The organism is Micromonospora sp. NPDC003944 (genome assembly GCF_053605225.1).
Map to the genome: position 1 here is coordinate 1 of NZ_JBSGIV010000013.1, position 26,547 is coordinate 26,547.

Here is a 26,547-nt window from a genome sequence, read left to right on the forward strand (position 1 = left end):
CCAACCAGCTCAGCGGTCGGGGTTTTGGGGTGCGGGTCCACCCCCCCGACTCATGCACCACCTGCGAAAAGCTGACCCCCTGACGGTCAAGCCACGACCGATACTTCTGCCAAGCGTCCCCGTTCTTGCTCAACCACTTGGCAAAGCTTGCGTCCTTGGTCGGGAACAGGTCTTCCAAGCCAGGCGGAACGGAGTCTGGCATCTGGCACCCACGGTTCGCGGCAAGCATCCGCAGAAACGCGTGCACATGCTCCTCAGGACGGCTGGAGACTCGACGCAGGATCTCGTAGTCGTCGTGAGTCTGTATCCACACCTCGCGCGAGTGGCGCGTGTGCAGCTGCAGTTCGACAAGGAACCCGTCTGGGGTGCGGAGGGTGCAGTTGAATCCATAGAACCTGTTGCCTGCCCGCCAGAAGTTCTTGAGGTCCGACTGCGGGACGAGGAACCCCGCTTCTCGGAGGCCCGCGAGGACCAATTGAACACCTTGCCTATAGCTCTCCCCAGGTGGCATCTCGAACAGGAACCGGAGGACGTCATTCACCGTCTGCGAGAACTCCTCGACCCCGATGTTGAGACCGCGCGCCTCATCGACGAACTTCCGTGCCAAAGAACCAAGCCCCTTGACACGAGAGGCGCGGTCTCGCAACCGCACCGGCTCTTGCAGACCCAAGGCCTCTGTCACGCTGCGCCCGACCTGAGTCAAAGTCTCTTCGACTCGATCGGCGACCGCAAGTGCGCGATGCCGAAGCTCCGTCAGAGCTGCTAACTCGCCGGCTGTAAGTTGCGCCAACTCGATGGCTGGACCACTCAACTCACTCGCCGCGGTTGGGTCACCTCCCGAACCGTGTGGCTGCTGCGCCGAGCCCGGCCCGTCGAGGAGCAGGTACATCCGGTTGATGTACGGGTCGCCGTGGCCGCCGTCATCCTGCGTCGGCGGGTGATCGGGCAGGTCAGGGCGCTCGCTGAACCGGCCCCGGGGTAGTCCGCCGAGTGGCATCGGTCGGCCGTCCCCGCTGAGCACCAGCGCGTCGATGCCGACCACGTCGGGGTAGAGCGGCCGGTCCCGGACAACGCCGTTCTGCGGGTCCACGTAGAGCACCGTGCCGTGCTGGTTGAGCGCCACCCAGGCGTGCGAACCACCGTGCGCCCACTCGGTGACCAGGAACGAGTAGCTGCCGTGGCCGCCCAGCAGCAGTTGGTCGTGCAGGTTGCGGTAGCCCCGGTCGGCGGCCTGCCGCGCGTGCGTGACGTCTGTGGGTTGGCTGGACGCCGGGGCGAGGAGTTGCTGGAAGCGGCCGCCGGTCACGTCCTCGACCCGGCCCGGGCCGCCTGCCTCGCCCCGGATGGGACGCCGGATGTCGCCGTCCAGGTAGCCGTCGAAGGTGCGTGGCGCCGACACGCGGGGCCGCCCGTGCACCCACGTCTCGAACAGCGACAGCGTGCAGTCGAGGCAGTTGATGCCGCGGGTGGCGTCGGCGGCGGGACCACCGTCGTTGAGGAGCCCGAACCAGCCGCCCTGTCGGGGGTCGGCGGTGCGGGTGACGGTGCCGTCGGGATCGCGGGGCATCTGCCGTTCGACGTCGACCTGGTGCAGGGCGAGCGGTGGACGGAGTCCCCCGGGCTGACCGTACGGCCGGGAGTCGTCGATCGGCGGCGGATCGTCGTCGCTGGTGAGCCTGGACGGGCCGGCGGTCTCGACCGCGCCGAGCGCGAGCGCCCCCACGTCCCGGTTGGCGTGCTCGAAGGTGGCGCTGATGTCCACGACCGACGGGGCCGTGGTGCCGGCCAGCACCGCGTCTGCCAGGTCACGCCACTCGGAGTACGCGCGAGACTCCTCGTTCGCGGCACGCTGCCAGCCGTCGGCCCACTGCCGGTTGCCGGCTTGGTGCAGCTGTCGGGCGTAGCTGGCGTACTCGACGGCTCGGCGATCGTGCTCCACGGCCCGGGTGCGCAGTCGGGCGGCCTCGGCCTGCCGACGGTTGGTCTCGAACCCGCTCCGCAGTGATTCGTAGTGGTCCTGGTAGCGCCGCCGCTCGGCGGCCTCCGCCGCTGCGGCCCACTGCGCCGCGTACGAGTCGTCGGTGTCGGGCTCGCGCGGCGACGGGGCACCGAACGCTGCCACGTCGACGGGAATCGACGCCCTCCCCCGGGCCGGATGGTCCGGGGCTCGCACCGGTGCGGGCGTCCGCTGTGCCGGGATACGGGACGGCACGCCGAACCGACCCACAGCCGGCGGGCTGGCAGCGACCGACGGCGGGCCGTTCGTGGTGGCGGGGGCGCCGAAGGTGACAGGCGTCGGGCCGGCTGTGACCGTCGACGCGGAGGGGACGGTCGCCGGGGACCAGGCGTTGGGTCCGTAGGTGGTGGCGTGTGGCGAGCTGCCGGGCTGCGCGGTGGGCACGGCGGGGGCAGCCGGCCCACTGCTCGATTCCAGCGGGCCGGCCACGGGCGCGCCCACCGACGAGAGCCGTGGGTCGGCACTCAGCCCCGACGTGGTTGGTGCGGGGGGCGCCGCCGGGAGCGTGGGGTCGGCCGTGACCGGGTGCGGTACGCCGAACTGCCGATCCGTCGACGGTGTCGCCTCGGTCGGCCGCCCCGAACTGTCCAGGTCGGACACCGCTCCGACCGGCGTCGGTGACGAGGTGTGCGGATCGGCGGCGACAGCAGCCGCCAACCCGACCTCCGATGGTTGCCCGATGACCGGGGACGTCGGCGCTGCCAGTTGGTTCGACGGGGCGGCAACGGCCTCCGCCGGAACACCCGCAGACGCAACCGGACCACCGGAAGCCACGCCACTGACCGCCGCAGCGGGGACCGCTCCCGCAGACGCGGCAGCACCCAGGGAGGGTGACGCCCCGGCGTCCCCCGCGACCGGCAGCACGGACGGTAGGGACGGACCCGCGAACGATGTCCCGGCGAGCGCGTTGGCCTGCGCGTCGAGCCGGGCGCGTAGCGCGTGGTCGGTCTGGCCGGTGGCCGAACCGGTGGCCCCGGACGCGGCGGCGCGCGCCACGTCCTCCATCGAGGTCAGGCCCTGCCCGGTGGCCAGGCTCGCCGCGCTCTCGGCGAGCACCTCGCCGGTCATCTCCCGCCCCAGGTGCTCACCGACCTTCGCGGCCCGCCCGGTCGCGTGCCGGCCCAGGCCGGCGAGCGGCGCCACCGCGCCGCCGGCCAGCCCACCGACCGCCGACACGCCGAGATCGGTCAGGTCCAGGCCGTGCGCCCGGCCGGTGGAGTTCTGGTACGCCTGGGTGGCCAGGGTGACCCCGGCCTCCTCGGTGGCCTCCTCCAGCCCTTCCCGGGCGGCCCGCTTGGCGAACCCGCGCACACCCCCTCGGGCGACCTCCTTGGCGGCGCGCTCGCCGGCCTCCTTGAGCCCGTGTTTGAGGGATTTGCTCGCCAGTTGGCCCATCAGCCGCCTGAAGATCTGTTGAACCAGCAACCGCGTCGCGGTGATCGCCGCGCCGGCGACCGGGGTGGCGGCACCGGCGGTCAACACGGCCGCCACCGCAACGGTGAGCAGCTCGATGACGAGGATGCCCAGCTCGATCCAGACTTCGAGCTTGGCGCCCTCGATGTCGCAACCGCACTCCTCGACAAGTCGGCCGAGGTCGGCGGTGACCGCGAGCAGCACGGGCAGCGGGGCGTCGGCGCCCTCGGCGATCCCCCGCCAGGCGGCCTCGAACGCCGCGTCGACAGCCCCGACACCGCCGTACCCGTTGTGCACCTCGACGGCGGCCGCGGCGGCGTCGGCGTGCGGCCCGGCGAGCACCGAGGCGACCGAGTACCACTTGTCGGCGACGTCCCAGACGGCCCGTTCGTTGCCCTCCGGCCACTGCACCCCGACCACCCAGTCGAGGGCCTCGTAGATCCAGCCGGGCACGTCCCACGGGGCGTGGTCCAGAGGGTGCGGGATGGGACTGGGCAGCACGCTCATCGCCGACCGCCAGCCGTCAACGCCGGTCGGCGGCCCGGCCGACCCGGGCGGCGCTGGCCCCGTCGGTCTGCACGCTCGCGTCGACCGCCTCGACCACGTCGCCGCCCAGCTCGGTGAGCCGGTGCCCGACGCCGGCCCAGGCTCGCAGCACGGTCTGCTCGAAGCCACGGTAGTTGCGCTCGAAGGCGGCGCCGATGTCGTCGCGACCCCAGGGCCGGGCACCGCTGGCGGCCTCGATCGCACCGCCCTCCGCCGCACGCCGGGCCGTCACCGCCTCACCGGCGAGCGCCAGGTCGGCGCCGCCCCGACGGGCCCGGAACGGATCAAGCCAGAGCTGCCCGTCGGTCATGCCGTCGCCTCACCTTTGCCGAGGACGGCGTCGGCCCGACCGAGCAGCGCGGCGTAGTCGCCGGTCTTGAGGAAGTCCGTCGCTCCGGAGCCGGCCGGCATGCTCTCGGCGACGAGGTCGCGGGTGGCGTCGGCGGCGTCGGTCGCGGCGGCCCGGATCGTTTCGGTTATCTTTCGGCCGAGCGCAGCAGCGTCCCGGTCACGGTAGACGGCCGGTGTCAGCACGACCTCGATGAGCTGGCCCTGCGCGCCCACGGTCGCCGTCACCTGCCCGTCGGCCGACCGCCGGGTCACCCGCAGCGCGGCGAGCCGCGCCTGGAGAGTGTCCAAACCGGACCTGAGCTGCTGGTATTGCCCATAGACGTCGTCGAATCGGGCCCGTAGCTCACGATTGACGCCCCGGTCGGCCTGTTCGTCCACCGCCGCCCCTCCCGTCACCGTCGGTAGAGCGAAACGATACCGGCTGCCATCGATCTGTGTAGTCCGGTAGTTTCAATGCGTGATCGACCGACAACAGGCCGAGCAGCTCGCCGCCACCTGGGCCCGCCGTGACTCGCAGCGCCTCGGCCACGAGTGCACCGCGATTGTCGACGAGTTCGACCTGGGTTACGTCATCACGTCCGTGGTGCCCACCGAGGTGCGCACGGTGCCGGGTGACCTGCCGACGAGCGTCATCGACAAGCAGACCGGCACGGTCACCACCTGGCCCCGGGTGCCGAGCAGCGTGGTCGCGGAGCTGTACCGACGTAGCCGACCCGCCGGGCCGACCGCTGCCCGCACGGTCGATCCGTCGAGCCTGCTGGTCCGGGAGATCCACCGTGGCGCCACCCCGAACACCGCCGCGCACCTGACCATCGACGGTCGGATCTGGACGGCCCAGGGCACGAAGGCCGACGTGCCGCTCAACCACCACCCGCTGGTGCGCGACTATCTCCACCGCCTGCCACCGGGCGAGCTGGTTCGCGGCGGGGAGGCTCATGCCGAGCTGATCGTGGTCTCCGACGTGCTGCACGAGTACGACCACCGCCGCGCCGCCGAGGGCATCGCGCCGATGGGGCGGGCCGAGGCAGCCGCGCTGCTGGAGGGTGCCCGCTTCGAGATCTTCCGAGTCCGGGAGCCGGGTGATCCCGCCGGTGGGCCCGCCGAGTTGCCCTGCGACTCGTGCATCAGCTTCCTGGTGCGGGCGAACGTCCTGCCGGAGGCGGCCCGCGCCTACACCGAGACCTGGACCGCACCGGAGGCGCCGGACCCCGATCCTGGGCGCTTCCCGCCAGAGGTCGCGAACGCGCTGGTCGCCGCCGGGTGGCGACCACACATCGGGGATCAGATCATGGCCGCCGCCGCCGTACGGGACGTCACGTCGGTGCCGGGGCGCAACCACCAGCACGAGGTCTTCCCCGCCGCCGTGGAGGCGCTCACCGCGTTCCCCAGCCTGGTCGGCGCGCGGCGTGGTCGGGGCGAGCAGGTGTGGATCTCCCGTTTCGACATCCGACCGCACACCATCGCGCACACCGCCGACACCCTGGCGGACTTCGGCGCGGTGCTCGGCGTACGCCTCTTCCCGATCGGCACCGAGCAGCAGGACAGCATCCTGGCGGTGGACGAGCGCGGGCGGGTCTTCGCGCTCGACCAGGCCGGTGAGTGGTTCCTCGGTGACACCGTCGACGCCGCGCTCACCACTCTGCTGCTCGGCCGCGCGCCCGCCCGGGTCCTTGACGACGGCACCTGGTCGGCCGACTAGAGCGCGAGGCCGGTCAGCACCATGACCCGGGGTTCGGTGTAGTCGTCCATGGCGCTGCGCAGCCCTTCCCGGCCGACGCCGCTGCCCTTCACCCCGCCGTACGGCATCTGATCGGCGCGGTACGACGGCACGTCCCCGACGATCACCCCGCCCACTTCGAGCGCACGCGCGGCGGCGAAGGCCACGTCCAGGCGTCGGGTGAAGACGCCGGCCTGCAGGCCGTACGCCGAGTCGTTGACCGCGGCGAACGCGGCCTGGTCGTCGGCGACCGGGGCGAGCACCAGCACGGGCCCGAACACCTCCTCGGCCACGACCTTGGCGTCCGCAGGAACGCCTGTGAGCACGGTCGGGGGGTAGGTCGCGCCGGCGCGGAGGCCGCCCACCTCGACGGTGCCGCCGGCGGCGACGGCCTCGGCCACCCACGTCTCGACCCGGCGGGCCGCATCCTCGGACACCATGGGCCCGACGTCGGTCAGCTCGGACGCGGGGTCTCCGGTCCGCAACCCCCGCACCGCCGCCACCAGTCGGGGCAGGAAGTCGGCGTACCGGGCGTGGTGCACGTACACCCGTTGGACGGCGATGCACGACTGGCCGGCCTGGTAGGTGGCGAACGTGGCGATGCGCTCGGCGGCGAAGTCGAGGTCCTCGTCGGCGGTCCAGTCCGCGCAGAGCACCGCGGCGGCGTTGCCGCCCAACTCGAGCGTCACGTGTTTCTCCGGCGCTGCGCGGCGGATGGCCGCGCCGACCGGCCCGGAGCCGGTGAACGACACCACCGGCAGCCGGGGCTCGGTGACCAGTTCGGCGGCGCGGTCGTTGGGCAGCGGCAGCACCGAGAACATCCCGGCCGGTAGGTCGGTCTCGGCCAGCAGCTCGCCGAGCAGCAGCGCGGTCAGGGGCGTCGCCGGCGCGGGCTTGACGATGATCGGCGCGCCGACGGCGATGGCCGGCGCCACCTTGTGCGCGACGAGGTTGAGCGGAAAGTTGAACAGCGTGATGCCCAGCACCGGCCCTCTCGGCACCCTCCGGACCAGCGCGATCCGGCCGTCGGACTGCGGGTCGGTGTCGAGTCGTTGCAACTCGCCGGAGAAGCGGCGGGCCTCCTCGGCGGCCCACCGGAAGGTGGACACCGCACGCCCGACCTCGGCGCGGGCCCACCTGACCGGCTTGCCGTTCTCGGCGGTGATCAGCGCCGTGATCTCGTCGGCCCGCTCGGCGAGCCGCCGGGACACGTGGTCGAGGGCCGCCGCGCGGGCGTGCGCGGGCAGGGCCGCGGCCTGCGCGGCCACCGCGGCCGCCGCGGCGACGGCGGCGTCGACCTGGTCGGGCGTGGCGACAGTGGTACGCCCCACCGGACGACCGTCGTACGGGTGGTGGACGGTCAGCTCACCCTCGCCGGTGGCGGGGCGGGAGGCGACGAAGAAGGGTGCGGGCTCCACGCCGAGCAGCGTAGCCGAGCGGTGAGTCAACGGAAACAGTCGCAATAACCCTTGTCTGCCGCGAATTCGGTAGCGAAGATGGCAGAGAGATTGCGATAACCGCCGCAGAACGCACCCTCAGCCCCTTCGGAGTGATCCCGCCATGAGTGATCAGCAGCAACTGCGCAACTTCGTCAACGGCTCCTACGTCGACCCGGCCGACGGCGGCTACGCCGACCTCGTCGACCCGTGCACGGGCGAGGTGTTCGCCCAGGCCCCGGTCTCCGGTGCCGCCGACGTGGACACGGCGATGAGCGCCGCCGCCACCGCGTTCGAGAGCTGGCGGGAGACGACCCCGGCCGAGCGGCAACGGGCACTGCTCAAGCTCGCCGACGCCGTCGAGGCGCGCGCCGCCGAGCTTGTCGACGCCGAGGTGCGCAACACCGGTAAGCCCCGGCAGCTCACCGCCGAGGAGGAGCTTCCCCCGGCGGTGGACCAGTTCCGGTTCTTCGCCGGCGCGGCCCGGATGTTGGAGGGGCGGTCCGCCGGGGAGTACCTGGCCGGGCACACCTCCTACGTGCGGCGCGAGCCGATCGGCGTCTGCGCGCAGGTCACCCCCTGGAACTACCCGCTGATGATGGCGGTCTGGAAGATCGCCCCCGCGCTCGCCGCCGGCAACACCGTGGTGCTGAAGCCGTCCGACACCACGCCGGTGTCGACGCTGCTGCTCGCCGAGATCGCCGCCGAGTTCTTCCCGCCCGGGGTGTTCAACGTGGTCTGCGGCGACCGGGACACCGGTCGTACCCTCGTGTCGCACCCGACCCCGCAGCTGGTCTCGATCACCGGCTCGACCCGCGCGGGCATGGAGGTGGCCGCCGCGGCTGCCCCCGACCTGAAGCGGACCCACCTGGAGTTGGGCGGCAAGGCCCCGGTGGTGGTCTTCGACGACGCGGACGTGGCGGCGGCCGCCGAGGCCATCGCGCTCGGCGGCTACTTCAACGCCGGGCAGGACTGCACGGCGGCGACCCGGGTGCTGGCCGGTCCGGGCGTCCACGACGACGTCGTTGCCGCGCTCGCCGAGCAGGCACGCACCACGAAGACCGGCGCCCCGGACGACCCCGACGTGCTCTACGGTCCGCTGAACAACGCCAACCAGCTGGCCCGGGTCAGCGGTTTCGTGGACCGGCTGCCGGACCACGCGGCGATCCAGGCCGGCGGGTCCCGACAGGGCGAACGCGGCTACTTCTACGCCCCGACGGTCGTCTCCGGGTTGCGCCAGGCCGACGAGATCATTCAGGACGAGGTGTTCGGGCCGGTCATCACCGTGCAACGGTTCTTCGACGAGGACGAGGCGGTGCGCTGGGCCAACGGCGTCGACTACGGCCTGTCCGCGTCCGTGTGGACGCGTGACCACGGCCGGGCCATGCGGATGACCCGTCGACTGGACTTCGGTTGCGTCTGGGTCAACACGCACATCCCGTTCGTCTCCGAGATGCCGCACGGTGGCTTCAAGCACTCCGGGCACGGCAAGGACCTCTCGGTCTACAGCCTGGAGGACTACACCCGGATCAAGCACGTCATGCACAACATCGAGGGCTGAGCCGTGCCGTCGAGCGAGGAGCTGCACAAACGGCGCGGCGGAGCCGTCGCCCGGGGAGTCGGCAGCGTCATCACGTCCTACGTGGACAGCGCGTCGGGCGCGACGATCACCGACGTCGACGGCCGGGAGTGGATCGACTTCGCCGCCGGCATCGCGGTGACGAGCGTGGGCAACTCGGCCCCGAGTGTGGTCGAGGCGGTACGGGCGCAGGTCGAGCGGTTCACCCACACCTGCTTCATGGTCGCGCCGTACGAGTCGTACGTGGCGGTGTGCGAGCAGCTCAACGCGTTGACTCCCGGCGCGTTCGCGAAGCGCTCGGCGTTGTTCAACTCCGGTGCGGAGGCGGTGGAGAACGCGGTGAAGGTCGCCCGACACGCCACCGGGCGGCCGGCGGTCGTGGTGTTCGACCACGCCTACCACGGCCGGACCAACCTGACCATGGCGTTGACCGCGAAGAACATGCCGTACAAGCACCGGTTCGGGCCGTTCGCCGGGGAGGTCTACCGGGTGCCGATGTCGTATCCGCTGCGCGACGGCGGGCTCTCCGGCGCGGAGGCGGCGGCACGGGCCATCGAGCTGGTCGAGAAGCAGGTCGGCGCGGAGAACGTCGCCGCGCTGCTGATCGAGCCGATCCAGGGCGAGGGCGGTTTCGTCGTACCCGCGCCTGGTTTCCTGCCCGCGCTGCGGGCCTGGGCGACGGCGGCCGGGGTGGTCTTCGTCGCCGACGAGATCCAGACCGGTTTCTGCCGGACCGGCGACTGGTTCGCCTGCCAGCACGAGGGCGTCGAACCCGACCTGACCACCCTGGCCAAGGGCATCGCCGGTGGCCTGCCGCTGGCGGCGGTGACAGGTCGGGCCGAGTTGATGGACGCGGTGCACGTCGGCGGCCTCGGTGGCACGTACGGCGGCAACCCGATCGCCTGCGCCGCCGCGCTGGCCACCATCGAGACCATGCACGAGCTGGACCTGGCCGGCGCGGCCCGACGGATCGAGTCGGCGCTGGTCCCCCGACTACGGGCCATCGCCGAGCGGGATCCCCGGGTCGCCGAGGTACGCGGCCGGGGCGCGATGCTGGCCATGGAGCTGGTGTTGCCGGGCACGCTCACCCCCGACCCGGTCGCCACGGCGGCGGTCTCGGCGGCCTGTCACGCCGCCGGCCTGCTCACCCTGACCTGCGGCACGTACGGCAACGTGCTGCGCTTCCTGCCCCCGCTGGTCATCTCCGACGCCCAGCTCAGCCGGGGCGCCGACCTGCTCGACGCCGCGTTCCGCTGAGCGGGGGTGGGGGCCCGGTGCACGGGCCCCCGCCCCTACCTCAGCGCAGCACCTCGACCGTGTTGCGGCGCACCAGGTTCTTGCCCGGCTCACGGATCTGCTTCATGGCGGCGGAGTTGAGCAGCACGCAACTGCCCGACGGGCCGGTCACCGTCACCGTGGTCGCCCGGTTGTTGTCCAGGTTGGTCACCCGCAACCGGGTGCCCACCGGGAACTGCCCGCTTGTCGCCGCCGGCCCGGCCGCCTCCTCGAAGAAGGTGATCGCCCCGGAGCACGCCGACCGGGGCGCCGGCCCGGAGGCGGGGGGCGACGCGGCACCGGGACGGACCGTGCCGGGTGCCGGTGCGGCGGCCGGCGGCGCGGCCCCGTCGACGCGCTCGACCACGTTGCGGCGGATCACGTTCTTGCCCGGCTCCCGCACCAGCTTCATGGCCGCCGCGTTGAGCAGCACGCAACTGCCCGACGGGCCGGTCACCGTCAGCGTGGCCGCCTTGTTGTTGTCCAGGTTCGTCACCCGCAGCCGGGTGCCCACCGGGAAGCGGTCACTCGTCGCCGCCGGTGCCCCGCCCTCCGCCGAGAAGGTGACCGAGCCGGAGCAGACAGACGACCGCGCGGGGGACGTGTCGGCGAAGCCGAAGCTCGTCCCCACCGCCACGCCCACAGCGGCGACCACCGCCACGCCCGCCGCCAGCACGTGCCTGCGCTGCACCCTCATCGCCGTCACTCCCGTCCTCGGTGATCACGTCGCCTCCTGGTACGGGCGGGAGGGGCCTACCGTTCAGCCGATACCGGCACCGATCGAGTGGCGGCCAGGTCGACAGGCCCGTAGCGGGTGTACGCCGCCCTGGTGATCAGCGCCCAGTAACGATCGCCGTACGACCAGTGCCACCACTCGGTCGGGTAGTTCACCATGCCCGCCCAGCCGAGCGCGTCGACGAGGATCTGCCGGTGTTGGCGGGCGGTACCGCCGATCGCGGGCGCGTCGGTGAAGCACGCGTCGGCGCTGTCCTCCGGGGTGGCGTCGATGACAGTGCCCAGGTCCAGCTCCACCCCGTCGTCGGTGCAGAGCGTCAGGTCCACCGCGCCGCCCGTGCTGTGCGGGGCCACCTCGACAGGTGAGACGAACTTCGTGGTCTCCACGTGCAGCCGCTGCGCCGACCAGTCCGGGTGCCGCCTGCGCAGCTCGTCCCGGTAGCCGGTGAAGATGGCCAACTGCGCCTGGTACGGCCGGTAGCCCTCAACCACGAGCAGGCGCAGCCCACCCGGCAGGGCGCGCTGCGCGGCCAGCAAGCGGTCCACGACACCAACCCGCAGCCGGGCGTACGCCCCGGTCGGGTCGGCCGCCCGGCCGTCCAACCGCAGCTCCGGCACCTGACGCAGGTCCACGAACTCCTCGCCGTCGTCGGCGCTGGGCACGGCCGCCACCCGCGGGTCGGAGAGCAGGATCATCTGACGCTCCCCGCCGTGCCCGCGGGCCGTTCCGCGTGCCGCACCCGGGCCAGCTCGACGAGTCGGTCCACCACCTCCCGGTAGCTGACCCCGACGGCGGCCCACACCTTCGGGTACATCGAGTGCGCGGTGAAGCCGGGCATCGTGTTCAGCTCGTTGACGTAGAGCTCGCCCGTCGTCTCGTCGTAGAAGAAGTCGACCCGAGCCAGACCCCAACCGCCGATCGCGGCGAACGCGCGCAGCGACAGCTCGCGGACCCGCTCGGTCACCTCGTCCGGCAGCACAGCGGGGACGATCATCGGATCGGCGTCGCCGAAGTACTTCTGCTGGTAGTCGAACCAGCCGCCGGTGACCCGCACCTCGCCCACCGCCGACGCCTCCGGACGCCAGCCACCGAGCACCGCGCACTCCAACTCCCGGCCGGCGACCCCCTGCTCGACAATGACGAGTTGGTCGTGGCGGAACGCCTCCTCCACTGCGGCGGCCAGGTCGTCACCCTCCCCGACCGGGAGATGCCGATCGACGAACCCATGCTTGCCGGCTTGACGAACAGCGGCCGGGTCAACCCGGTCACCAGCTTCTCCGGGTCGTCGACAGCCCGGTAGGTGTGCGCGTCGAACGCCACGTACGGGGTGACGGGGATGCCCTCGGCGCGCAGCGCCCGCTTCATCGCCACCTTGTTCATGCCCACCGCCGAGGCGAGGATGCCGCACCCCACGTACGGCACGTTCAGGGACTCCAGCAGGCCCTGCACCACACCGTCCTCGCCGTACGGGCCGTGCAGCACCGGGAAGACCACGTCCAGCTCGGCGTGCACCGCGCCGGGGGCGTTACCGGCGAACACCTGCACGACGCCCGGACGCGGGCCGGCCCGCAGCTCGACGGCCGGCCCGGTCACCACCAACTGGTCGTCGATGGCCCGCTCGCCGGCCGGTCGGTCGCGCAGCTCGGCTAGCAGCGCGTCGGGCATCAACCGGAACCCGCCGCTGCGGGTGACACCGATGGCGACCGTGCGGTAACCGCCGCCGGCGAGCGCCCGGGCCACCCCGAGCGCGGAGGCACCGGAGACCTCGTGCTCCGCCGACGGCCCCCCGAACAGGATTCCGATCCGAACTGGCGCGCTCACGCCGCCACCCCTTCCCCGGTCGTCACGTCGGCGGGCCGCTGGGCCAGCAGCCGGGCCACAAGCACCGCCTCCACGTTTCCGCCGGTCAGCACCACGCCGACCGTCCGCTGCCGGTCTCCCTGCGGCGGAAGCCGCAGGGCACCGGCCAGACCCGTCGCCCCGGACGGCTCGGCGAGCACCCTGAGTTCCGTCAGGATCAGCCGGAACGCCGCAGCGATCTCGTCGTCGTCGACCCGGACGACACCGCGCAGGGTGTCCCGCACGATGGCGAACGGCAGCTCACCCACGCAGGACGGCCGCAGCCCGTCCGCGATCGTGGGCGCCGGCACGACCGGCACCCGAACACCCGCCGCCAGGCTGCGGGCTAGCGAGTCGCAGCCCACCGGCTCCACGCCGTACACCTCGATGCCGGAGCCGGCGGCGGCCAGGCACGCGCCGGCCACCCCGCCACCACCACCCACAGGTACGACAAGCACGTCCAACGGCGTCCCCGCCCGCTCGGCGTCCTCGATCAGCTCCAGGCTCGCGGTGCCCTGCCCGGCGACCACGTCCGGGTGGTCGTAGGCGTCGACGACGGGGTGGCCGCTCTCGTCGCTGAGCCCGTTGGCCACCGCCACCCGCTCCTCGACGCCGGTGCCGGCGAACACCACCCGCGCCCCGGCCGCGCGCGCCCGGTCGACCTTCGTCGACGCCGCGTCGACCGGCAGCACCACCGTCGCCGTGAGCCCGTGCTGCCGGGCCGCCAACGCCACCGCCACCGCGTGGTTGCCGGTGCTCTGCGCGATCACCCCGGTGTGGCCGTCCGCGGCGAGGCGGCCAACGGCGCGCAACGCGCCCCGCATCTTGTACGAGCCGCCGTTCTGGAGGTTCTCCGCCTTCAGCAGGACCCGCGCCCCGGCAAGCTTGTCGATCACCGGGGATCGCAGCACGGGGGTACGGACGACGCGGCCGGCGAGCCAGCGGCTGGCCTCCTCGACATCGGCCCGAACCTGGCCAAGGGTGCGTGACATCGTTTCTCCTTCTCGGGCACTTTCGGGCACACCACAGGCGGGATCCAGCGGTACGTGGACCCCGGTGAAGGTGGGTGGAAGCGTCAGGTGGTCAGGGTGGGCAGCTGGACGTCGACCCGCAGGCCGCCGTACTCGGCCGGCCGGGCCGCGATGATGCCGTCGTGCGCCTGCGTGATCGAACGGGCGATGGCGAGACCCAGGCCAGCCCCGCCGCCCTGCGAGGTCCGGTCCCGGGCGAGCCGACGGAACGGCTCGAACAGACCGGCCACCGCCTCGGCCGGTACGGGTTGGCCGGTGTTGACCACGGACAACGCGGGTACGCCGCCCACCACGACGGTCAGCGAGCCGCCCGGCCGGTTGTACTTGATCGCGTTCTCCACCAGATTGGTGACCAGGCGCTCCAACAACACGCGCTCGCCGACGACGACCCGCGGTTCGAGGTGGGTCTCGACGGTGACCTCCGCCTCCCGGGCGCGGTCCAGGTAGCCGGCGAGCACCGCCTCGACGATCGCGTCCAACCGCTGCGGTATCCGCGACCGGAGGCCCTGGTCACTCTCGCTCAGCGCGAGCAGGCCCTCGATCAGGCGTTCGTTGCGCTCGTTGGTCTCCAGCAACTGGCTGGTCAGCAACTCCAACTGCTCGCCGGTGAGCGCCCTGGCCATGCCGACCTCGATGAGCGTCCGCTGCACGGCGAGGGGCGTCCGCAACTCGTGCGAGGCGTTCGCGGCGAACCGCCGCTGCCCCTCGTACCCGGCGGAGACGCGTTCCATCATTCCGTCGATCGCCCGGGACAGCCGGGCCAACTCGTCGCGACCCCGGGGCCGGATCCGGTGACCGAGGTTCTGCGGGCCGAGCTGCCCGATCGGCCCGGCCAGGTCGGCGACCGGGCGCAGGCACCACACCGCGCCGAACCAGAGCGCCACAAGCGCGGCCACTGTGACGAGCAGGACGGCCACCAGGGGCAGCAGGAACGCTCCCGGCCGCACGTCGCGGCACACCGCCGACAACCCGGGCAGGGGCACATCACAGAACTGCTGCCCCCACGTCCAGGTGAACCCGGCCACGAACTTGCCCATCGCCGGCAGCACCGGCCCGGCCAGCAGCGCCAACAGGCCCACCAGCAGCACCCGACGTCGGGGGGTCCAGCTCACGCCGTACCGCCGATGCGGTAGCCGGCCTTCGGCACGGTGTGGATGATCGCGGGATCGCCGAGCTTCTTGCGCAGGGTCATCACGGTGACCCGTACGGCATTCGTGAACGGGTCGGCGAACTCGTCCCAGGCCTGCTCCAGCAACTCCTCGGCGCTGACCACCTGACCGTCCGCGCGCAACAGCACGTGCAACACCGCGAACTCCTTCGGGCTCAACGCGAGCGGACGACCGTCCCGGGTCGCCACGTGCCGGCCCACGTCCAGCGCCAGACCATCCTGGGCGAGCACCGGTGGCAGCGCCGGCGTGGACCGACGCCCGAGAGCCTGCACCCGGGCCACCAACTCGGCGAAGGCGAACGGCTTCGTCAAGTAGTCGTCCGCGCCGAGGCCGAGGCCCTCCACCCGGTCGCGGATGCCGGCCGCCGCGGTGAGCAGCAGCACCCGCGTGCCGACCTGTGAGTCGGCGATGCTGCGGCACACCTCGTCGCCGGTGTGCCCCGGCATGTCCCGGTCCAGCACCGCCACGTCGTACCGGTTCACCCCGACCCGCTCCAACGCACCGTCACCGTCGTAGCAGACGTCGACGGCCATCGACAGGCGGCGCAACCCCTCGGCCACCGTGTCCGCCAACAACCGTTCGTCGTCTGCCACCAGCACCCGCACGTCTTCCGCTCCCCCGAGGTCCGCTTGCCCGGCATACCGTCGCAGGCCCGGGTTAAGGGTTCTGTAAGCACCCGCCGCAGCAATCCTCCACGCAAGCGTCCAGCGGGCAAACCACCCCAAGCCAGACCCCGTCGCCTTCATACCCGCCAAACCCCACCTGCGCCCCCCGTCCCCAAACCACAGGCTCCCAAGTAACCCACGTCACAAAGCCCCCCAACGTCGCCCACCCCGCCGATCCCCCGCCCTCGCCCCGCCCTCGCCCCGCCCTCACCCCGCCCTCACCCGCCGATCATGGACTTGTGGTGGGCGTTGAGTCCTTTTTTGCGGCTTTCGAGGGGCACCACAACTCCATGATCGACAGGGCGGGATGGCGGGTGCGCGGGCTTGGGCTAGGGGTGGAAGAGGGGGGCCAGGGTTCGGATGATCTGGGCGGGGTGCTGGTAGAGGTCCCGGTCGGTGAAATGGCGCACCTGCCAGCCGTTGGCGGCAAGCCAGTTCGTTCGGGAGCGATCGTGCCGGAGGCGGGCGCGGTCCAGGTGGGACGAACCGTCGTATTCGACACCGACCCGGCGTCGCCGGTACCCGAGGTCCAGGCGGTAGAGCGGTATCCCATTACTGTCCAACACCCAGATCTGCGGCTCCGGCGCTGGCAGGCCGCCGTCTATCAACACCAGGCGCAACTGGCTCTCCTGCCGACACTCCGCGCGAGGATCAGCGCGTGGCACGAGATCACGCGCCTGACGGACTCCACGCAGACGATCGTGCCGAGCAACCTCGACCCGAAGTTCCTCGGGTTGGCAGGCGCCTACACGAAGACATAGGTCCAGCAGTGGCATCGCATCCATCCGACGCAACGACCGGGCTAGGTCGACGGCGCACCTGACGGCAGAGGCGCACGGCACACCATCCAGCAGCACCGGATCGCGCACCGGCAGCACCGCCTCGTGGATAACGACGCCCCGAATCTGTGGGACCTTCTCCCCCGCCGGCACGATCACGTGCACGGCTGGACTCCTCGCATCACCGAAGCCATGCAGTTGTGCGCCCGTATGGAAGCCAACGACCGCCGTAGCGGGCAACCGCCGGAAGATCGCCGGTAGGCGCCCAGCCTGATCGGCCGACGGCGCGTAGATGCTCCGCGACATCCGGTGAAGGCGGGACTGCCCAGTCAGCCTGCGCACCTGCTCCCGGCTGAGGCCGGTTGCGCGCAACTCTGAGTATCGATACGACTGCTCTGCCATGCCGCAGCAATCTGCAGCACCAGCTCACCGATTCTCGACCCCGACCCAGCCCTCTGTGGATAACCGCCAGCCCTGTGCACAACCCCCGAAGCACCGCCCGCTCGTGCTAAGGACCCAAGGCCCATCCTCTGGGTCGATCATGGAGTTGTGGTGCCCGACATAAGCTGCAAAATAGCAGTCTTCGCCCACCACAACTCCATGATCGACGCCAGCACGCCGGGGACGCCAGCACGCCGGGGACGGCGTGGGATTAGTCGCAGGCTATGCCGTCGCCGTCTCGGTCCAGGTCGTAGATGTCGTTGCCGATCACTCTGATGGGTCCGCTGACGTAGGCGGGGCCGTTGCCACTGCCACCCGCACAGTCGACGTCACTGGCGATCGGGACGCAGCCGCTGTAGTTCGGGTCGCAGTTCGAGGACTTCGGCTTCTTGGTGCCGACGGCGACGACCTGGGTCACCGGTTGCTTCGTCACGGTGGACTTGACCAGCTTCTTGGCTGTCCGCACGCCGTCGGTGGTGGTCACCTCGTAGGTCAGGGTGCGGACGCCGTTGACCCCCTTGGTGCGGACGACCCGCTTGCCCTCGGCCAGCGACGAGTCCTTGACGGTGCGCTCGGCGTACCGGACCGTGGCCCGTTCGGTCACGGTCGTCACCTGCACCACGGGCGCGGCTGCCTCGGACGGGGACGCCGACGGGGGCGCCGACGGGGGCGTCGACAGCAGCGCGGACGGAGGCGCCGACGAGGGCACCGACGAGGGCTCGGCACCCGTCGACTCCTCGCCGGGTGCCGCCAGGATCGGCTGCTGTGCCTCTTCGGCTGCGGTGCCGGTCTTGGTCGGTTCCGGCTCGCCGGTGAACGCGCCGACGATGGCGGCGCCGGTGCAGCAGAGCAGCAGGATCGACAGGGTCACCGAGCCGAGGATCACGGCGGCCCGGGCAGCGGGAGTGGTCCGGCGGAACCAGTTCGGTCGGGGTGGCTGGCCGATCGATTGCGGATACGGCGGCCCCGGGTTCTGTGGTGGTTGCATCGTCACGGCGATGAGTGTCGTCGCAAACACAGCGTGCAATATCCACCGTCGCGCTCGTCACCTGCGCCTTTCGCTGTGCGGAGAGGATCCTTTCGCTGCGGAGTGAGGATCGGTGGGCGCGCTTACGCACGACGAGTCGACAGTCGCGGCGACCCTCCAGGCCGGAGGGGCAGGCCGATCGTGCGGGGACCAGCACCACCAAAAGCCGCAGATCCCCACGCAACCGGGTCGACAAGCGTTCGGAGGTCCAACGGCGACGACTGAACTGTCGCGATGCCGTCAGCGGGGCAGGCTCATCGCTCCTCCAGGCCCCACGGCGACCCGTAGGCGTTCAGCAGGTCGAGGAAGGGCATCGGGGGTAGCGCCTCCGGCCCGAGCACCCCGACACCGGTCCACGTGCCGGTGGCGAGCAACTCCAGCGCGACGACCGGGTTGACGGCGGTCTGCCAGACCACCGCCTGGTGCCCGTACTCCCGCATCGACCACTCGTTGTCGACCACGTGGTAGAGGTAGACCTCGCGGGGCTGCCCGTCGGGGCCGAGGCCGCGTACCCAGGTGCCGGCGCAGGTCTTGCCACGCATCCGGGCACCGAGCGTGGCCGGGTCGGGCAGACTCGCGGCCACCACGTCGCGCGGGGAGACCTCCACGCCGCGTACCCGCACCGGGGAGACCGCGTCCAGGCCGAGCTTGTGCAGCGTCTTGAGCACCTCGATGAACTCGTCACCGAGGCCGTACTTGAAGGTGACCCGCCGGGCCTTCACCCAACGCGGAATGAGCAGCACCTCCTCGTGCTCGACGTTGACGCACTCGACCGGCCCGATCCCCTCCGGAAAGTGGAAGACCTCGGGCTCGGAGAACGGTTCGGTGGTGAACCAGCCCCGGTCCCTCTCCCACACGACCGGCGGGTTGAGGCACTCCTCGATCGTCGTCCAGATGGAGAACGAGGGCGCGAAGTCGTACCCGTCGACGGTGAGGTTCGCCCCGTCCCGCACGCCGATCTCGTCGATCTCGGCGAACAGCTCGTCTGCCGCGTACCTGGCGAACACGTCGGAGAGGCCGGGCTCGACCCCGATGCCGCACAACGCCAGCCGACCGGCCGCCGACCAGGAGTCGGCCAGGGCGAACTGTTCGTCACCGAGCTTCACCCCCGTGTCGGCGCGCGACAGGGACATCGCCATGTCCAGGTAGTCCGCGCCGGCCGCGAACGCGCCATTGAAGATCGGCATGACGAACCGCGGGTCGACGGCGTTGAGCACGTGCGTGATCCGGTGCTCCCGGCACAGCGCGGTGACCGCGTCGGCCGAGGCGGCGTCCACCTGCGCCGCGACGAACCGGTCACCATGTCCGGCGACCGCGCGTTCGGCGCGAACGGGGTCGTGGTCGGCGACCACGATGGTCTCGAAGAAGGTCCGTCGGGCGGCGATGGCTACGGCGGCGGAGCCGACGCCACCGGCGCCGACGAGGAGGACACGCATCAGGAATCAAACCCCAAACCGAGACGATCGAGAGTACGGAGTCAGAGGTCGCGCCGGCCCTCACGCGCCTGGGCGCGGGCCGGTGACCAGCGGGTGCGATCGATGCCGACCGCGCGGACGGTGGCCGTACCGTCGGGTCGGGTCATGGGGACCGGCGCGGGTGAACCGCCGGCCCGGCCAGCAGGCTGGCGCGGCGAGCCCGTCGACCGCGCAGCGAGCTGAGCCCCACGAGCAGCAACGCGACCGCGAACATCGCGGTGCCGATCACGTTGACCTGCGGTGGGATGCCACGCTGGGCGGCACCCCAGACGTACATCGGGAACGTGACAGTGGTGCCGGCGTTGAAGTTCGTGATGATGAAGTCGTCGAAGCTCAACGAGAAGGCAAGCAACGCGGCGGCCACGATGCCGGGCAGCACCAGCGGCAGGGTGATCCGCCGGAACGTCTGCCACTCGCTGGCGTAGAGGTCCATGGCGGCCTCCTCCAGCCGCCGGTCCATCCCGGCGAGCCGGGCCTTCACGGTCACCACCACGAACGACACGCAGAACATCACGTGCGCGATCACGACGGTCCAGAAACCCTGCGGTACGCCCGCCGACACGAACAGCGCCAGCAACGACGTGCCCATCACCAACTCGGGGGTGGCCATCGGCAGGAAGATCAGCAGGTTGACCCCGGACCGGCCCCGGAAGCGGTGCCGGACCAGCGCGAACGCCATCAGGGTGCCGAGCACCGTGGCGACAACCGTGGCCAGGAAACCGATCTGCACGCTGCGGACCACCGCGTCGCACATGTCCGAGGTGGCGCACGGCTGCCGCCAGTTGTCCAATGTGAACTCGTTGAAGTCGTACGACAGCCGGCTCGACGGCCGGTTGAACGACAGCGCGGCCACCACCAGGATCGGCAGCGCCAGGTAGCCGAGCACCAGCAACGCCACGATCATCACCCACCGGTCCGCCAACCAGCGCGACACCCGCATCAGAGCCGCCTTTCATTCGCGACTGCGGGGCTCCGCTTCGCTGCACTCCTCGCACTCATCAGAGCACCTCCTCCGTGCCGGCCCTGCGCAGATACGCGAACACCACCGCGAGGATCGCCGCCATCAGCAGGAACGACAGCGCCGCGCCCTGCGGGTAGTCCAGTCGGACCAGGAACGCCGAGTCGATGACGTTGCCGATCATGTATTCGTTCGGGGTGCCGAGCAGCTCGGCGTTGATGTAGTCGCCGCTTGCCGGGATGAAGAACAGCAGCGTGCCGGCGACCAGACCGGGCATCGACAGTGGCAGCGTCACCCGACGAAACGCCTGCACCGGGCTCGCGTACAGGTCGGTGGCCGCCTCCAGCAACCGGTGGTCCAGCCGCTCCAGGCTCGCGTACAGCGGCAGGACCAGGAACGGCAGGAAGTTGTACGTCAGGCCGAGCACCACCGCGAACGGGGTGGCCAACAGCCGACCGTCCGGGGCGAGCAGGTGCACGTCCCGCAGCAGACCGACAAGCGCGCCGTTGTCCGACAGGATCGTCTTCCAGGCCAGCGTGCGGACCAGGAAGCTGGTGAACATCGGCGCGACGACGCACACCAGCAGCAGGTTCTTGAAGCGGCCGGCCTTCTGCGCGATCGCGTATGCCAGCGGGTAGCCCAGCAGCAGCGCCAGCACCAGAGCCAGTCCGGCGTAGCCGAACGAGCGCAGCAACTGCGGCCAGTACGCCTGCACCACGTCCGGGTAGTTGCCGACCGCCCAGGTCATCGCGTACCCGGTGGAGAGCGAGCCGCTGGGGTCGTACAGGCTGGCCGCCGCCAACTGCACAAGCGGCACACCGAAGAAGACGAACAGCCAGGCCGCACCCGGCAACAACAGGAGGTACGGCAGGAGTCGGCGTCGCCCGGACCGGGCTGCCGGTGGCGCGGACGGCGGGTGCCCCGACCCGCCGGGGGCCAGGAGGGTCACGACGACGCACCCACCGGCTCGTCGAGCACCGGTGCCGTCCGGTCGGCGTCGGCGGCGTCGCGGGGCAGCAGGAACGCGTGCCGCGGATCCCAGTACGCCGCGGCCTCGCTGCCGACCGCCACCCGCTCCGACGTACCGCTGTTGGCGGCGAAGACCGACACCTCGGTGCCCCAGCCGGTGCGCAGCAGGTACTGCGTGCTGACCCCCACGTAGGAGGCGTCGGTGACCACCCCGGTGACGTGCTGGTGTCCTTGGGGCACCTGGTCGGCGGAGCCGACCAGCATCAGCTTCTCCGGGCGTACCCCCAGGTGGACCGGGCCGTGGTCGGCCCGCGACCGGCCCGCGGGCACCGAGAAGCGCGCGCCGTGTGCCGTCACCGCGACGTCGCCACCGTCGACGCCATTGGCCTCGCCGGCGAGCAGGTTGGACTGGCCGAGGAAGTTCGCCACGAAGGCGGTGGCGGGATACTCGTAGATGTCGGCCGGAGCGCCGAGTTGCTCGATCCGGCCGGCGTTCATCACCGCGACGGTGTCGGCCATGGTCATGGCCTCCTCCTGGTCGTGGGTGACGTGGACGAAGGTGATGCCGACCTCGGTCTGGATGCGCTTCAGCTCGATCTGCATCTGTCGGCGCAGTTTGAGGTCGAGAGCGCCGAGCGGTTCGTCGAGCAGCAGCACCTGCGGTCGGTTGATCAGCGCGCGGGCCAGCGCGACCCGCTGTTGCTGGCCGCCGGAGAGCTGGGCGGGGCGGCGGCTGCCGTAGCCGTCGAGCTGCACGAGCGACAGCATCCGGGTGACCTCGTCGTCGACCGAGCGGATGCCCCGGCGGCGCAGCCCGAAGGCGACGTTCTCGAAGATGCTGAGGTGCGGGAAGAGCGCGTAGCTCTGGAAGACGGTGTTGACGGGCCGCTTGTACGGCCGCAGCCGGCCGATGTCCCGGTCACCGAGCAGCACCTGGCCGCTCGTCGGCTCCTCCAGCCCGGCGATCATCCGCAACGTGGTGGTCTTGCCGCAGCCGGACGCGCCGAGCAGCGCGAAGAACGAGCCCTGCTCGATGGTGAGGCTCAGGTCGTCGACGGCGGTGAAGACGCCGAACCGCTTGCCGAGGTTGGCCAGGCGCAGGTCGCCGGCGGGTGTCTCGCGCGCCATCCTCATCACGCCCCGATGACCTGTTGGAACTTGCCCTCGTACTCCCTCTCCTGCTTCTCGTCCAGGGCCATGAACACTCTTGACTTCGAGAGCAACGCCTCGTCCGGGAAGATCAGCGGGTTGCCTGCGAGCTCCGGATCGATCTTCTCCATCTCGGCCTGGGCACCCTTGACCGGGCAGATGTAGTTGACGTACGCGGCGAGCTTCGCCGCGACCGCCGGCTCGTAGTAGTAGTTGATCAGCGCTTCGGCGTTGCCCCGGTGGGTGGCCTTGTTCGGGACCATCATGTTGTCGCTGAAGAGCATCACGCCGGAGTCCGGTGCGACGAACCGCACCTTCTCGTCCTCAGTGGCAAGTTGGATGATGTCGCCGGACCAGCCGATGCACGCGGCGATGTCGCCCTTGGCCAGGTCGGGCGCGTAGTCGTTGCCGGTGAACTTACGGATCTGCCCCGAGTCGACGGCCTTCTTGAGCTTGTTGAGGGCGTCGTCGAACTGGGCGGGGGTGAAGTTCGCCGGGTCGTGCCCGTTCGACCCGAGCAGCAGACCCATCGTGTCGCGCATCTCGCTGAGCGCGGTCACCTTGCCCTTGAGGTCGGGGCGGGTGAGCAGTTCGTCGACGGTACGCAGTTCCTTCGTGACGTTGCCGTTGTACGCCAGCCCGGCGAGGCCGGACTGCCACGGGATGGAGATCCGGTTTTCGGTGTCGAAGGGGCGCTTGAGCAGCGACGGAAGCAGGTTGGCCTGCACGTTCGGAATCTTCGCTGGGTCGAGCTTCTGGATCCAGCCGAGCCGGATCATCCGGGCCGCCATCCAGTCGGTCAGGACGATGATGTCCCGGTCGGTGCTCTGGCACGCGGCGAGCTGGTTCTGCACCTTGCCGAAGAACTCGTTGTTGTCGTTGATGTCCTCGGTGTAGGTCACCTGAATGCCGGTCTTCGTGATGAACTCGTCGAGGCTCGGCCGCCGGGACTCGTCCTTGTCGTCCACGTCCATGTACTGGGGCCAGTTGGAGAAGGCAAGCTTCTTCTCGGTGCCGGAAAGGTCCTCGCTGACGCAGCCAGCTTCGGTCTGTTGCGCGCCCTTGGTGCCGCAGCCCACAAGGCTGCCGCCCATGGTGAGCAGGGCGGCCGAACCGAGAGTGCCGGTGAGCAGTCCACGCCGGGAGAGGGGCCGGAGGGGAGTACGCATGACGACTCCTAGGGGTCATCGTCGGCGGGCGGGACGGGGGTGGCACGCCGGCGGGAATGTCGGGAGGGTCAAGTGCCATGGACGACTGATCCTGACATGAGGTGACCTCCCTTACAAGGGATTCCGTTGCGGGAATAGCGATAGACGACGAAATACGCCAGACTGCGCGGGGAAACCCGCGCGACATCATGATTCGGGACATGGGGAGCAGGCAATGACGAACCGGCAGCACGAGAACAGCAACGGCGGTCGACGCGTCGCTGTCCGTGAAGGCGCCAATCACGCTCTGCTGGATGACGTGGCCAAGCAGATCATCGAGCAGCTCCAGGAGGACGGCCGCCGTCCGTACGCGACGATCGGCAAGGCGGTGGGGCTGTCCGAGGCGGCGGTCCGTCAGCGGGTGCAACGACTGCTCGACTCCGGCGTCATGCAGATCGTCGCGGTGACCGATCCGCTCCAACTCGGCTTCAACCGCCAGGCGATGATCGGCCTCCGCACCGACGGTGACCTGGAGGCGGTAGCGGACCGGCTGGCCGAACTGGACGAAGTCGACTACGTGGTGATCACCGCCGGGTCGTTCGACCTGCTCACCGAGGTGGTCTGCCGCAACGACGACCACCTGTTGGAGATCCTGCAACGGCTGCGCGCGGTGCCCGGGGTGGTCTCCACCGAGGCGTTCGTCTACCTCAAGCTGCGCAAGCAGACCTACACCTGGGGTACGGCCTGACGCCAGCCCCTTCGATCCGCCCGGTTGATCCGCCCGGGGCTTGGCCGGCTCGGGCTTCAGTAAGTCGGGGAGTCCGGGCTGCCCTGATGCCCCGCTTCCCCGGCCCCGCCTCCCGACTCCGCCCCGCGCCTCTGCGGCACACGCCCCCCGATCTCGCGTGGCCCGCACTCCGCGCTTGATCCACTCGACTTCACCAATATCGCGGTATCAACCACGCCCGGACACCGCGATTTCGGGCGAACCGGAGTGGATCGAGCAGGCGGCCGAGGGAGGCGCTACCACCGGGCGGGCCCTTTGGAGTTGATGTCGCAGACGATTCGGAGAGCGACAGGGTGAACCCGGGGGGCGACTGGCACCGAGCCAGGCGCCACCCCGACCTGCGGCCGTGATGTCGCAAACGATTCAGCTCCAAAGGCAGCGAGCAGCACACGTCCGACTCCTGCCGACAGTCAGTCACCCAACCGGCAGCAGTACGAATTCCGTTGCCACCATGACATCTACGCACTGATTCCGTCGCCAGATGACCGTGATACCGCCGATAACACTTGCCCCGGAGGCCGCACCTGTGCGATAACCGTTTGCAGAGCGGCCGGCCTCACCCCTTTGACCGGCCCGACGACCGATGGGGCTGACATGGCCAACGCCACCGACCACCTCTGGATGCATTTCACCCGGATGGCGAGCTATTCCGCCGGTGAGGTGCCGACCATCGTGCGCGGCGAGGGAGCCTACGTGTGGGACGCGCAGGGGCGCCGCTACCTGGACGGTCTCGCCGGGCTCTTCGTGGTGAACGCGGGCCACGGCCGCACCGAACTGGCCGAGGCTGCCGCCAAGCAGGCGGGCGAGCTCGCCTACTTCCCGCTGTGGTCGTACGCGCACCCGAAGGCCGTCGAGCTGGCCGAGAGGATCGCGGCGCTCACCCCGGGCGACCTCAACCGGATCTTCTTCACCACGGGCGGCTCCGAGGCGGTCGAGGCGGCGTGGAAGCTTGCCCGCGCCTACTTCAAGCGCACCGGAAAGCCCAACAAGTACAAGGTGATCAGCCGGTACATCGCCTACCACGGCACCTCCATGGGCGCCCTGTCGATCACCGGCCTGCCGGGCATCAAGAGCGACTTCGAACCACTGGTGCCCGGCGCGATTAAGGTGCCGAACACGAACTTCTACCGGGCGCCCGAACACGGCGACGACCCCGAGGCGTTCGGCCGCTGGGCCGCCGACGAGATCGGTCGGGCCATCGAGCGGGAAGGGCCCGACACGGTCGCCGCGGTGTTCCTCGAACCCGTGCAGAACTCCGGTGGGTGCTTCCCACCACCCCCCGGCTACTTCGAGCGGGTACGGCAGATCTGCGACGCGTACGACGTGCTGCTCGTCTCGGACGAGGTGATCTGCTCGTGGGGCCGGCTGGGCGAGTACTTCGGCGCGGTGCGCTACGGCTACCAGCCGGACATCATCACCACCGCCAAGGGCATCACCTCGGGGTACGCCCCGCTCGGCGCGATGATCGCCAGCGACCGGCTGATGGAACCGTTCCTCACCGAGACCGGCATGTTCGCCCACGGGGTGACCTTCGGCGGGCACCCGGTCTCCTGCGCGGTAGCCCTGGCCAACCTGGAGGTCTTCGCTCGCGAGGACCTCGTCGGGCACGTACGCGCCAACGAGGACGCCTTCCGCGCCACCCTGGAGAAGCTGCACGACCTGCCGATTGTCGGCGACGTCCGCGGAGACGGCTACTTCTACGGCATCGAGCTGGTCAAGGACAAGACCACCCGGGAGACGTTCGACGAGGCCGAGTCGGAGCGCCTGCTGCGCGGCTTCCTCTCCACCGCCCTGTTCCAGGCGGGCCTCTACTGCCGGGCCGACGACCGAGGTGACCCGGTCATCCAGCTGGCCCCACCCCTGATCGCCGAGCAGCAGCACTTCGACGAGATCGAGCAGGTCCTCCGCACGGTCCTAACCGAAGCCTGGACCAAGCTCTAACCCCACCCCTGACCCCACCCCTGACCCCTGTTGATCAAGAGGTTTGCGTCAGGAAGGCGCCGAATGGTGACCGAAACCTCTTGATCAACGCGGAAAGGC

The 26,547-nt window shown here is 70.7% G+C and carries 22 protein-coding genes and 1 pseudogene; 5 read left to right on the top strand and 18 right to left on the bottom strand.

Annotation, left to right across the window (positions count from 1 at the left end; all coding sequences use genetic code 11):
* The 3 genes from ACWER9_RS08860 to ACWER9_RS08870 all read right to left on the bottom strand — a co-directional run.
* The coding region (locus tag ACWER9_RS08860; RefSeq protein WP_452301257.1) for a toxin glutamine deamidase domain-containing protein at positions 1–3,937 on the bottom strand (3,937 nt) is incomplete at its 3' end.
* Between the two features lie 16 nt (positions 3,938–3,953).
* A complete protein-coding gene (locus ACWER9_RS08865; RefSeq protein WP_452301258.1) occupies positions 3,954–4,286 on the bottom strand; it encodes a hypothetical protein in 333 nt (110 codons plus the stop codon).
* Positions 4,283–4,705, bottom strand: coding sequence for a YbaB/EbfC family nucleoid-associated protein (locus ACWER9_RS08870; RefSeq protein WP_452301259.1), 423 nt, complete (start codon positions 4,703–4,705; stop codon positions 4,283–4,285). The genes ACWER9_RS08865 and ACWER9_RS08870 overlap by 4 nt, the downstream gene beginning before the upstream one ends.
* Before the next feature lie 79 nt (positions 4,706–4,784).
* Between ACWER9_RS08870 and ACWER9_RS08875 the strand changes: the two genes are divergently transcribed.
* Complete coding sequence (locus tag ACWER9_RS08875) at positions 4,785–6,026, top strand: SUKH-3 domain-containing protein (RefSeq protein WP_452301260.1); 1,242 nt, start codon at positions 4,785–4,787, stop codon at positions 6,024–6,026.
* Here the strand turns inward: ACWER9_RS08875 and ACWER9_RS08880 are convergent.
* A complete protein-coding gene (locus tag ACWER9_RS08880) occupies positions 6,023–7,462 on the bottom strand; it encodes an aldehyde dehydrogenase family protein (RefSeq protein WP_452301261.1) in 1,440 nt (479 codons plus the stop codon). The two genes, ACWER9_RS08875 and ACWER9_RS08880, sit on opposite strands and share 4 nt — an antisense overlap.
* A gap of 142 nt (positions 7,463–7,604) precedes the next feature.
* Between ACWER9_RS08880 and ACWER9_RS08885 the strand changes: the two genes are divergently transcribed.
* Positions 7,605–9,041 (top strand): gamma-aminobutyraldehyde dehydrogenase, encoded by a 1,437-nt coding sequence (locus ACWER9_RS08885; RefSeq protein WP_452301262.1) that lies wholly within the window; start codon positions 7,605–7,607, stop codon positions 9,039–9,041.
* A 3-nt stretch (positions 9,042–9,044) separates the two neighbouring features.
* On the top strand, positions 9,045–10,316 hold the full coding sequence (gene gabT, locus ACWER9_RS08890) for a 4-aminobutyrate--2-oxoglutarate transaminase (RefSeq protein ID WP_452301263.1): 1,272 nt from the start codon (positions 9,045–9,047) through the stop codon (positions 10,314–10,316).
* Between the two features lie 40 nt (positions 10,317–10,356).
* On the opposite strand, the gene ACWER9_RS08895 is transcribed toward gabT, so the two are convergent.
* From ACWER9_RS08895 to ACWER9_RS08960, 14 genes and pseudogenes are all read right to left on the bottom strand, one after another.
* Complete coding sequence (locus ACWER9_RS08895; protein ID WP_452301264.1) at positions 10,357–11,031, bottom strand: hypothetical protein; 675 nt, start codon at positions 11,029–11,031, stop codon at positions 10,357–10,359.
* A gap of 56 nt (positions 11,032–11,087) precedes the next feature.
* The gene (locus ACWER9_RS08900; RefSeq protein WP_452301265.1) at positions 11,088–11,765 is read right to left on the bottom strand and encodes a M15 family metallopeptidase; all 678 of its coding nucleotides are present in this window, start codon (positions 11,763–11,765) and stop codon (positions 11,088–11,090) included.
* Positions 11,762–12,241 (bottom strand): hypothetical protein, encoded by a 480-nt coding sequence (locus tag ACWER9_RS08905; RefSeq protein ID WP_452301266.1) that lies wholly within the window; start codon positions 12,239–12,241, stop codon positions 11,762–11,764. The genes ACWER9_RS08900 and ACWER9_RS08905 overlap by 4 nt, the downstream gene beginning before the upstream one ends.
* Before the next feature lie 89 nt (positions 12,242–12,330).
* Positions 12,331–12,891, bottom strand: a pseudogene (locus ACWER9_RS08910) (D-alanine--D-alanine ligase family protein); the annotation flags it as partial.
* Entirely contained in the window at positions 12,888–13,901 is a 1,014-nt protein-coding gene (locus ACWER9_RS08915) for a threonine ammonia-lyase (RefSeq protein ID WP_452301267.1), read from the bottom strand. The pseudogene ACWER9_RS08910 and the gene ACWER9_RS08915, both read right to left, overlap by 4 nt.
* An 83-nt stretch (positions 13,902–13,984) precedes the next feature.
* A complete protein-coding gene (locus ACWER9_RS08920) occupies positions 13,985–15,052 on the bottom strand; it encodes a sensor histidine kinase (RefSeq protein WP_452301268.1) in 1,068 nt (355 codons plus the stop codon).
* Positions 15,049–15,714, bottom strand: a complete 666-nt coding sequence (locus ACWER9_RS08925) for a response regulator transcription factor (protein WP_357710359.1) — start codon at positions 15,712–15,714, stop codon at positions 15,049–15,051. Before ACWER9_RS08925 ends, ACWER9_RS08920 begins: the two co-directional genes overlap by 4 nt.
* A gap of 389 nt (positions 15,715–16,103) precedes the next feature.
* Entirely contained in the window at positions 16,104–16,955 is an 852-nt protein-coding gene (locus tag ACWER9_RS08930; RefSeq protein ID WP_452301269.1) for a DUF559 domain-containing protein, read from the bottom strand.
* Between the two features lie 250 nt (positions 16,956–17,205).
* On the bottom strand, positions 17,206–17,982 hold the full coding sequence (locus ACWER9_RS08935; RefSeq protein WP_452301353.1) for a G5 domain-containing protein: 777 nt from the start codon (positions 17,980–17,982) through the stop codon (positions 17,206–17,208).
* Positions 17,983–18,275: 293 nt separating this feature from the next.
* On the bottom strand, positions 18,276–19,457 hold the full coding sequence (locus tag ACWER9_RS08940) for a saccharopine dehydrogenase C-terminal domain-containing protein (RefSeq protein WP_452301270.1): 1,182 nt from the start codon (positions 19,455–19,457) through the stop codon (positions 18,276–18,278).
* A 142-nt stretch (positions 19,458–19,599) separates the two neighbouring features.
* A complete protein-coding gene (locus ACWER9_RS08945; protein WP_452301271.1) occupies positions 19,600–20,436 on the bottom strand; it encodes an ABC transporter permease in 837 nt (278 codons plus the stop codon).
* 58 nt (positions 20,437–20,494) lie between these two features.
* Positions 20,495–21,403, bottom strand: coding sequence for an ABC transporter permease (locus ACWER9_RS08950; RefSeq protein ID WP_452301272.1), 909 nt, complete (start codon positions 21,401–21,403; stop codon positions 20,495–20,497).
* Positions 21,400–22,557: an ABC transporter ATP-binding protein gene (locus ACWER9_RS08955; RefSeq protein WP_452301273.1), complete on the bottom strand. Its 1,158-nt coding sequence runs from the start codon at positions 22,555–22,557 to the stop codon at positions 21,400–21,402. The genes ACWER9_RS08950 and ACWER9_RS08955 overlap by 4 nt, the downstream gene beginning before the upstream one ends.
* Positions 22,557–23,741, bottom strand: coding sequence for a polyamine ABC transporter substrate-binding protein (locus ACWER9_RS08960; RefSeq protein ID WP_452301274.1), 1,185 nt, complete (start codon positions 23,739–23,741; stop codon positions 22,557–22,559). Before ACWER9_RS08960 ends, ACWER9_RS08955 begins: the two co-directional genes overlap by 1 nt.
* 214 nt (positions 23,742–23,955) lie before the next feature.
* Here ACWER9_RS08960 and ACWER9_RS08965 point away from each other — a divergent pair, with 214 nt between their 5' ends.
* Positions 23,956–24,468 carry an Lrp/AsnC family transcriptional regulator gene (locus ACWER9_RS08965; RefSeq protein ID WP_452301275.1) on the top strand — a complete coding sequence of 171 codons (513 nt, stop codon included), beginning with the start codon at positions 23,956–23,958 and terminating at the stop codon, positions 24,466–24,468.
* Positions 24,469–25,101: 633 nt separating this feature from the next.
* Positions 25,102–26,448 (top strand): aspartate aminotransferase family protein, encoded by a 1,347-nt coding sequence (locus ACWER9_RS08970; RefSeq protein WP_452301276.1) that lies wholly within the window; start codon positions 25,102–25,104, stop codon positions 26,446–26,448.
* Positions 26,449–26,547: the final 99 nt, after the last annotated feature.